General features: G+C 48.1%; 10 protein-coding genes. 9 read left to right on the forward strand and 1 reads right to left on the reverse strand.

Going from position 1 to position 7,084, the window contains the following annotated elements:
• The 6 genes from ribA to tatC all read left to right on the forward strand — a co-directional run.
• On the forward strand, window positions 1-552 hold a 552-nt coding region (gene ribA, locus JKY90_09945), incomplete at its 5' end, for a GTP cyclohydrolase II (GenBank protein ID MBL4852575.1).
• A gap of 70 nt (window positions 553-622) precedes the next feature.
• Window positions 623-1,444, forward strand: a complete 822-nt coding sequence (hisF, locus tag JKY90_09950; GenBank protein ID MBL4852576.1) for an imidazole glycerol phosphate synthase subunit HisF — start codon at window positions 623-625, stop codon at window positions 1,442-1,444.
• A gap of 114 nt (window positions 1,445-1,558) precedes the next feature.
• On the forward strand, window positions 1,559-1,879 hold the full coding sequence (locus JKY90_09955; GenBank protein ID MBL4852577.1) for a phosphoribosyl-ATP diphosphatase: 321 nt from the start codon (window positions 1,559-1,561) through the stop codon (window positions 1,877-1,879).
• Between the two features lie 41 nt (window positions 1,880-1,920).
• Complete coding sequence (gene tatA / locus JKY90_09960; GenBank protein ID MBL4852578.1) at window positions 1,921-2,178, forward strand: twin-arginine translocase TatA/TatE family subunit; 258 nt, start codon at window positions 1,921-1,923, stop codon at window positions 2,176-2,178.
• Window positions 2,179-2,189: 11 nt separating this feature from the next.
• Window positions 2,190-2,501 carry a twin-arginine translocase subunit TatB gene (tatB, locus tag JKY90_09965; protein MBL4852579.1) on the forward strand — a complete coding sequence of 104 codons (312 nt, stop codon included), beginning with the start codon at window positions 2,190-2,192 and terminating at the stop codon, window positions 2,499-2,501.
• Between the two features lie 45 nt (window positions 2,502-2,546).
• The gene (gene tatC / locus JKY90_09970) at window positions 2,547-3,350 is read left to right on the forward strand and encodes a twin-arginine translocase subunit TatC (protein ID MBL4852580.1); all 804 of its coding nucleotides are present in this window, start codon (window positions 2,547-2,549) and stop codon (window positions 3,348-3,350) included.
• A gap of 32 nt (window positions 3,351-3,382) precedes the next feature.
• On the opposite strand, the gene JKY90_09975 is transcribed toward tatC, so the two are convergent.
• Complete coding sequence (locus JKY90_09975; protein MBL4852581.1) at window positions 3,383-4,546, reverse strand: trypsin-like peptidase domain-containing protein; 1,164 nt, start codon at window positions 4,544-4,546, stop codon at window positions 3,383-3,385.
• A 64-nt stretch (window positions 4,547-4,610) separates the two neighbouring features.
• Between JKY90_09975 and JKY90_09980 the strand changes: the two genes are divergently transcribed.
• The 3 genes from JKY90_09980 to JKY90_09990 all read left to right on the forward strand — a co-directional run.
• Window positions 4,611-5,372: a Nif3-like dinuclear metal center hexameric protein gene (locus tag JKY90_09980; protein ID MBL4852582.1), complete on the forward strand. Its 762-nt coding sequence runs from the start codon at window positions 4,611-4,613 to the stop codon at window positions 5,370-5,372.
• A 593-nt stretch (window positions 5,373-5,965) separates the two neighbouring features.
• A complete protein-coding gene (locus tag JKY90_09985) occupies window positions 5,966-6,544 on the forward strand; it encodes a cytochrome c3 family protein (GenBank protein MBL4852583.1) in 579 nt (192 codons plus the stop codon).
• A 65-nt stretch (window positions 6,545-6,609) separates the two neighbouring features.
• Window positions 6,610-7,084 (forward strand): twin-arginine translocation signal domain-containing protein (locus JKY90_09990; protein ID MBL4852584.1); only part of this gene is annotated, 475 nt, incomplete at its 3' end.

The raw sequence follows: 7,084 nt of genomic DNA on the forward strand, positions 1-7,084 counted from the left end.
CATGGTTTTGAGGATACAGACAGCAATAAAGAGCATATTGCTGTCACCATGGGTGATGTTTCCAGTGATGAACCCGTATTGCTTCGTATTCATTCCGAATGCCTGACAGGTGATGCACTGTTTAGTGTGCGCTGCGACTGTGGCGCTCAACTAGAAGAGGCCATGCGCCGTATTGCTAAAGAGGGAAGAGGTGCAATCCTTTATTTACGTCAGGAAGGCAGGGGCATTGGCTTGCTCAACAAGATCAAGGCGTACCACCTTCAGGATCAGGGTGCTGATACAGTTGAGGCTAACGAGCAGCTTGGGTTTGGTGCAGATATGCGGGATTATGGTATTTGCCAGCCTATTTTGAAACACTTAAATGTGAGTAATGTGAAACTGCTGACCAACAACCCACAGAAGGTGCAGGCGTTAGAAAAGCTTGGTGTAACGGTTTCTGAGCGTATAGCATTACAAACAGGCATCAATCCCCATAATAAGCAATATTTAGCGACAAAGGCTGGCAAGCTTGGCCACTTGTTTGACGATCATGAACTCGGTGATGCTTCTTAAGCTTTGTCATTTTAAAAAGCATTTCGAGACACTCTAAAACACGTTTTCTCAATCTATAAAAAGGTTTTCTATGGCACTGGCAAAACGAATTATTCCCTGTCTCGATGTGGATAAAGGGCGCGTAGTGAAAGGCGTGCAATTTGTCGATATTCGTGATGCCGGTGACCCCGTCGAGGTGGCGCGTCGTTACGACGCCCAGGGTGCTGATGAACTAGTCTTCCTTGACATCAGCGCCAGCCATGAGGGGCGCGATACCATGGCGCATGTTGTTGAGCAAGTGGCCAGTGAGATTTTCATCCCCTTGACCGTCGGTGGTGGCATTCGCAGCGTTGCCGATGTTGGCCGTATGCTCAAAGCAGGTGCCGACAAGGTTGGCATTAATACCGCCGCAATTGCTGACCCAGATCTGGTGCGTCGTGCTGCCGATAAATACGGGGCACAATGTATTGTTGTTGCGGTTGACGCGCGTTGTGTTAGCGCGCACCCCAAGAGTACTTCCTCAGGAATGCTACCGCCTTCCCTCAGGGCGGAAGGCGAGCCTCCCCGTTGGCAGATTTATACTCATGGTGGACGCAAAGAGACAGGCATTGACGTGATTGACTGGGTGCAGCGCATGCAACATTATGGTGCCGGAGAAATTCTGCTGACCAGTATGGATCGTGATGGCACTAAAGCGGGTTTTGATCTCGATCTGACTCGTGCGGTGAGTGATGCTATTACTATGCCTGTGATTGCCTCGGGTGGTGTTGGTTCATTATCACATTTAGTTGCTGGTGTTGAGTTGGGTCATGCAGACGCGGTACTGGCGGCAAGTATTTTTCATTATGGTGAGTACAGTATTGGTGAAGCCAAGCAATTTATGGCTGCTGCGGGTATTGAAGTTCGTCTCTAAGCCCCAATCTTGCTAATAATCGGTCATTTAAATGGACAGTTTTCTGCCTAAACTTTGGTTGAAAACCATTATAAAAGCGACCATTATGGGGTTGACTAGGCGTGATTTGTTACGATGAGTGATATCCTCACCAAGCTGGAAAAAGTACTGGAAGGTCGTAAAACAGCTGATGCTGACACGTCTTATGTTGCTAGTCTTTACCAAGCAGGGCAGAACAAGATTTTAAAGAAGTTGGGTGAAGAGGCCGTTGAAGTGATCATTGCCAGTCAGAGCGAAACGCGCGAGCAGGTGATTCATGAAATGGCAGACTTATGGTTTCACGCCTTGATTTTACTGGTTCATAAAGGTATACCAGTGTCGGCAGTGACCGACGAGTTGGCGCGACGTTTTGGTGTTTCTGGTATTGAAGAGAAGGTGTCGCGCGCTGAAAAGTAGCTAGCGGTGACGGATAAAAATTAGGTTGTTGGAGAGAAATAATGGGTGGTATCGGTGTTTGGCAGTTATTGATTATATTAGTGATTGTGCTGCTGTTGTTTGGCGCAAAACGTTTACGCAATGTCGGTGGTGATTTAGGTAGTGCGGTTAAAGGCTTTAAGAGCGCCATAAAAGATGGCGAAGCAGGCAAAGATGACGAAGCAGGCGTTGATGCGAAGCTTGAAAAAGCGGATGCCGACGATGTGATTGAAGGTGAGGTCTCTGAGAAAAGTGTCTCAGCGGAAAAAGACAAAGCCTAATAGGATCTGACATGTTTGATATCAGTTCTTGGGAAATTCTGGTTGTCGCTGCCATTGCTTTGATTGTCGTTGGCCCGGACAAATTCGCTGGTTTGATACGTAATGTAGGTCAATGGGTTGGCAAAGCGAGGAAGGTTGCTGCCAGTGTCAAACAAGAAATCAAAAGCGAGATAGATAAGGCTGAAGAGCTAAAGAACCTTGCTTCAGACCAAGAGGGGCTGGCTGAATTACACGATACCGTTAATCAGCTCAAGGATTCTATACCGGTTGATAGTGGCACAAGTAGTTCTGTGCCTACTAATAACAAGACCTCATCAAGTTAGCTGCCTGTTTGCCGCGCTTGCACAAAGTAGCCCCTTAGATTTCTTATGACCACAAAGAATTTCCCACCAGAGCAAGAATCACCTTTCATGGAACATTTGAAGGAGGTGCGTGATCGTCTGGTCAGAGCGGTCATTACTATTCTTGTCATATTTGTTTGCTTGTTGCCCTTTTCTAATGATCTCTATGGTGTTTTAGCTGAGCCATTACTAGCGCAAATGCCGCAAGACGCCAAGATGATTTCGATTGGTGTTATCGATCCTTTCTTAACGCCACTGAAAATGACGTTGGTGTTAGCCATATTTATTGGTGTGCCGGTATTGCTTTATCACGCCTGGGCATTTATATCCCCTGGGCTTTATAAGCATGAAAAGAAATTGGCTTTTCCGCTGGTGTTATCAAGCACCTTGTTATTTTATCTCGGCATGGCGTTCGCCTATTTCGTTGTATTCCCCCTAGTTTTTGCTTTTTTACAGGGTACCGCGCCAGAGGGTGTGTCCGTAATGCCGGATATCAACTCGTATCTTAGTTTTGTCATCAAAATATTTTTCGCTTTTGGCATTGCCTTTGAGGTGCCTATTGCAACCATTCTCGTTATCAAGACAGGTATGATCACAGCTGATAGCTTGCGTGAAAAGCGTCCTTACGTTTTTGTCGGAGCATTTGTCTTCGGTATGCTGTTGACGCCACCCGATATTATTTCGCAAACTCTGTTAGCCATTCCTATGTGGCTATTGTTCGAGGTTGGTCTTGTTTTGTCTAAATATTTTACGTCAATCAAGCCTGAAGACGAACTGGCTGAAGATGAAACCGCCAAGCAAAGCGGCGGCGATGGGCAGAATAGGTCCTAGCCTGTATTTCTCGTCAGGGGGCGAGATGGGCGCTAGTTGCGCTGTGGCCGTTGACCAATAATGGTCTCTAACTGTATGGACTGGCGGTCACGGATTAGCTCGATAATCAGTTTTTCGCCCGGCGCTGTTTGCGCGATTTGATTCATCATTTCGCGACCATTAGAAAAATCAATGCCCGTTATGTCGACAATAATATCCCCCGAGCGAAAGCCTGCGCGGTGAGCTGGGCCGTTTTCCAATACGCCTGCGACAAGAATACCGTTAGGGCTGTCAAGGTGGAATGATTGGGCTAGACGTGGCGTGATGTCCTGAACTTCGATGCCAAGCCAGCCACGTATCGCATGGCCGGTGGCAATCAGTTGTTCCAATACCTTTATTGCCACACTGGTAGGGATGGCAAAGCCAATGCCCTGAGAGCCGCCGCTCTTGGAGAATATGGCGGTATTGACGCCGACGAGTTGGCCAAAGGCATTGATCAGCGCACCGCCCGAGTTGCCCGGGTTAATGGCGGCATCGGTTTGAATAAAGTTCTCAAAGGTGGTGATGTTGAGCCCGCTGCGTCCTGTGGCGCTGACAATGCCCATAGTCACCGTTTGGCCAACACCAAATGGGTTGCCTATAGCCAGCACTACATCACCGACGGCAAGCAAGTCAGACTGGCCGACAGTAATCACCGGTAAATTATCGACATGAATCTTCAGTGCCGCAAGGTCGGTATCTGGGTCAGTGCCTACCACCGTCGCTTTAGAGCTGCGGCCATCGGCCAAAGCGACGACAATTTCATCAGCACCCTCAATCACATGGTTATTGGTCAGTACATAGCCCTCTGAGCTGACAATAACGCCTGAGCCTAAACTGCTTTCAGCACGTTGCCGTGGCCGCGAATTGAATTTGTCACCAAAAAAACGGCGAAAGAAAGGATCGTCCAACATTGGATTGCGTCGTTGGCGTATGATTTTTGTGGTGTGGATATTGACGACGGCAGGGGCGGCCAAGTCAACGGCGTTGGCGTAAGATACTGGACCACCGATGGCGCCATGACGTTGTTCAAATTGGCCAATAGTGGGCTTGGCCTCTTGGTTCAGTGTGATGGCTTTGTGTTCAAAGACATGGGGCTGAAACAGTAATAAATAGATGAATGCCACAATAAGGCCGATAAACGCGCCTTGGGCGAGATAGAGCAGAAATTTACGCATAGATACAGGTGTGTCGTTAAAGACAAAATGATGTGTGAATGATACAACATAAAAGGACAAGCTCATGGTAGAACGAGAGCAACTGGCAAGCTATTGCAGTGAATTATTGACTGTTTCGGCGCAGCGTGATTATTGCCCTAACGGCTTGCAGCTTGCTGGCAAGCGAGAGATTCAAAAAATCGTCAGTGGTGTGACGGCAAGCCAGGCCTTGATTGATGCCGCCGTGGCCGCTAATGCCGATGCCTTGTTGGTGCATCATGGCTATTTCTGGAAAGGCGAAAGCCCTTGCATTGTCGGCCAAAAATATCATCGTATCAAAGCATTAATTGGTGCTGATATCAGTCTCTATGCCTATCATTTGCCGTTGGATGTACACCCGGAACTGGGTAATAACGCCCAGCTCGCCCAGCAGCTGGGCCTTGATTTTGGTGCAGCCATTGGGCCAGCTAACAATCCAGAGTTGGTGCGTTGTGCACAATTATTGAAACCTGTAAGGAGTATTGCTGATTTTGCCCAGCATGTTAGCGCCACATTAAGCCGCCAGCCCTTGTTAATTATGGGGCACGATAGGCCGCTGACGCGTGTCGCCTGGTGTACCGGCGCTGCGCAAGATTATATTGAACTGGCCGCAGTAGCGGGCGCTGATGTTTATATCAGCGGCGAGGTGTCAGAACGCACTTTTCATGCGGCAAAAGAGCTGGGCATTCATTACCTGGCGGCGGGTCATCATGCTACTGAGCGTTATGGTGTCCAAGCCTTGGGACAACATTTAGCAAAGCAGTTTAGCCTCGATCATGAATTTATAGACATTGATAATCCGATTTAATCAGACGCTTTTTTATGGCGCAAGCGCATTGTGGTTCAGTGATTTTGTTTGAGAAACAATACCTTCCGTGCTTTGTGAAAAATCACGGATTATTTTTTGGTGTATTGTAAGCCCAATTTAATGTGTTAAGAGACAGTCATTCATGCCGAGTTAAGATTGACAGCCCAGGCTGAATTAGTCTAGGATGCCGGCCTCTATCACCGCTGCGAAGGCGATTGCCTTTAGCTTCGGAGTTCAGTGAACGCGCACATCAGAAATGCTGGTGGCAAGATACCGGCGTGGGGGCAGGCTTTATTTGGTTTAAGCCAAAAGTGTTGTTACCAATAGTGATCGCTGTATGCAGTTGGCCCTGCTTAACAGCGGCGTTAGACAATATTTTTTCCGGGCTAATGGCTGCTCGGCGTGGCTGATCCCCTTCCTCTGTAAGTATGCATTTCTGAATTTGTTAGATAATACTCGCATCACCTGCGCGAGAATTTGAGGTAACGTTTATGACGTATGGACTGATTCCTGGGAAGGCGTCACCAAGCAATCGAACACAGAGCAATAGCAATATTGTATCCCGAGGGCACGTAGTCCTCCGAGGCTCGGTTTTGTCCCCCCTTGCACCGCGTTTCAATTTGGCATTCGGTGTGCTGTGTTTGCTGCTGTTTTTTGTTGGCAGCGCTTATGCAGAAGTACCTAATGCCGTTCCGCCCAAGGGCGATTTTGACGGCAAACACGTCGAACAACCTATCGAGTTCCCCCATGATATTCATGCGCGGGATAACAAGATTAACTGCATGTACTGCCATACCTATGCCCGCCGCGGTAATGTTGCTGGCATACCGCCAACCAGTAAGTGTATGGGTTGCCACACGGTTATTGCGACAGACAAGCCGCTCATCAAGAAGTTAACTGAATACTGGCAAAAAGGTGAATCGCCGAAGTGGAAGAAAGTGCATGATTTACCAGACTTTGTGCATTTTAACCATGAGAAGCATCTCAAGCGCTTTATCTTTGATAATGAAGGTATGGACGTTGAGCGTGCCGACGAAGTGTGTTCTTTTTGTCACGGTGATCTCAAGGAGATGACTGTTGCACGTAAGGTAAAGTCGCTAACTATGGGCTTTTGTCGCGAATGTCACGAAGCCAACGACGGCCCGTTCGATTGTTGGAAGTGTCATAAATAAGCGCGCTGTCTGACGCCAAGTGTAGCTGGCCAGCGTAGATGACAAGCGTAGAGGACGATTGCTAAATGAGCACGTATAAAGTCAAGCGTAGAGACTTTCTGAAAATTACTGGGTTAAGTGGTGCCTCGGTGGCTTTAGCTGCCTGCGATATGCCAAGCACCGTGACGCTGGAAGAAGGTGAGGAAGATGTAGTTTCTTACCTGATGCCGGAAGAGTATGTCATTCCGGGCATTGGTGTTTGGTATGCGTCAACCTGTCAACAATGTGATGCTGGTTGCGGTATTATTGGTCGCGTCCGTGAAGGTCGCGTACTAAAGCTGGAAGGCAACCCAGAGTCACCTGTTAATCAGGGTGCGCTGTGTCAAATTGGTCAGGCTGCACTGCAAGTACACTACAATCCAGATCGTCTTAAACAACCTAAGATTCGTCAGCAAGGTAAGTTGATTGATGCCAGTTGGGCTGAAGCCTTTGCTGCGCTTAAATCAAGCATTGGCCCCGATTCAGGCATCGATGGTTCACGTATAGCCTGGTTGAGTGGCA

Source organism: Gammaproteobacteria bacterium (assembly GCA_016765075.1).
Classification (GTDB): Bacteria; Pseudomonadota; Gammaproteobacteria.

Coding starts and splice junctions, on each gene's coding strand:
- tatC (MBL4852580.1), top strand. CDS start 2,547: ATGACCACAAAGAATTTCCCACCAGAGCAAGAATCACCTTTCATGGAA.
- tatB (MBL4852579.1), top strand. CDS start 2,190: ATGTTTGATATCAGTTCTTGGGAAATTCTGGTTGTCGCTGCCATTGCT.
- JKY90_09980 (MBL4852582.1), top strand. CDS start 4,611: ATGGTAGAACGAGAGCAACTGGCAAGCTATTGCAGTGAATTATTGACT.
- JKY90_09975 (MBL4852581.1), bottom strand. CDS start 4,546: ATGCGTAAATTTCTGCTCTATCTCGCCCAAGGCGCGTTTATCGGCCTT.
- JKY90_09955 (MBL4852577.1), top strand. CDS start 1,559: ATGAGTGATATCCTCACCAAGCTGGAAAAAGTACTGGAAGGTCGTAAA.
- hisF (MBL4852576.1), top strand. CDS start 623: ATGGCACTGGCAAAACGAATTATTCCCTGTCTCGATGTGGATAAAGGG.
- tatA (MBL4852578.1), top strand. CDS start 1,921: ATGGGTGGTATCGGTGTTTGGCAGTTATTGATTATATTAGTGATTGTG.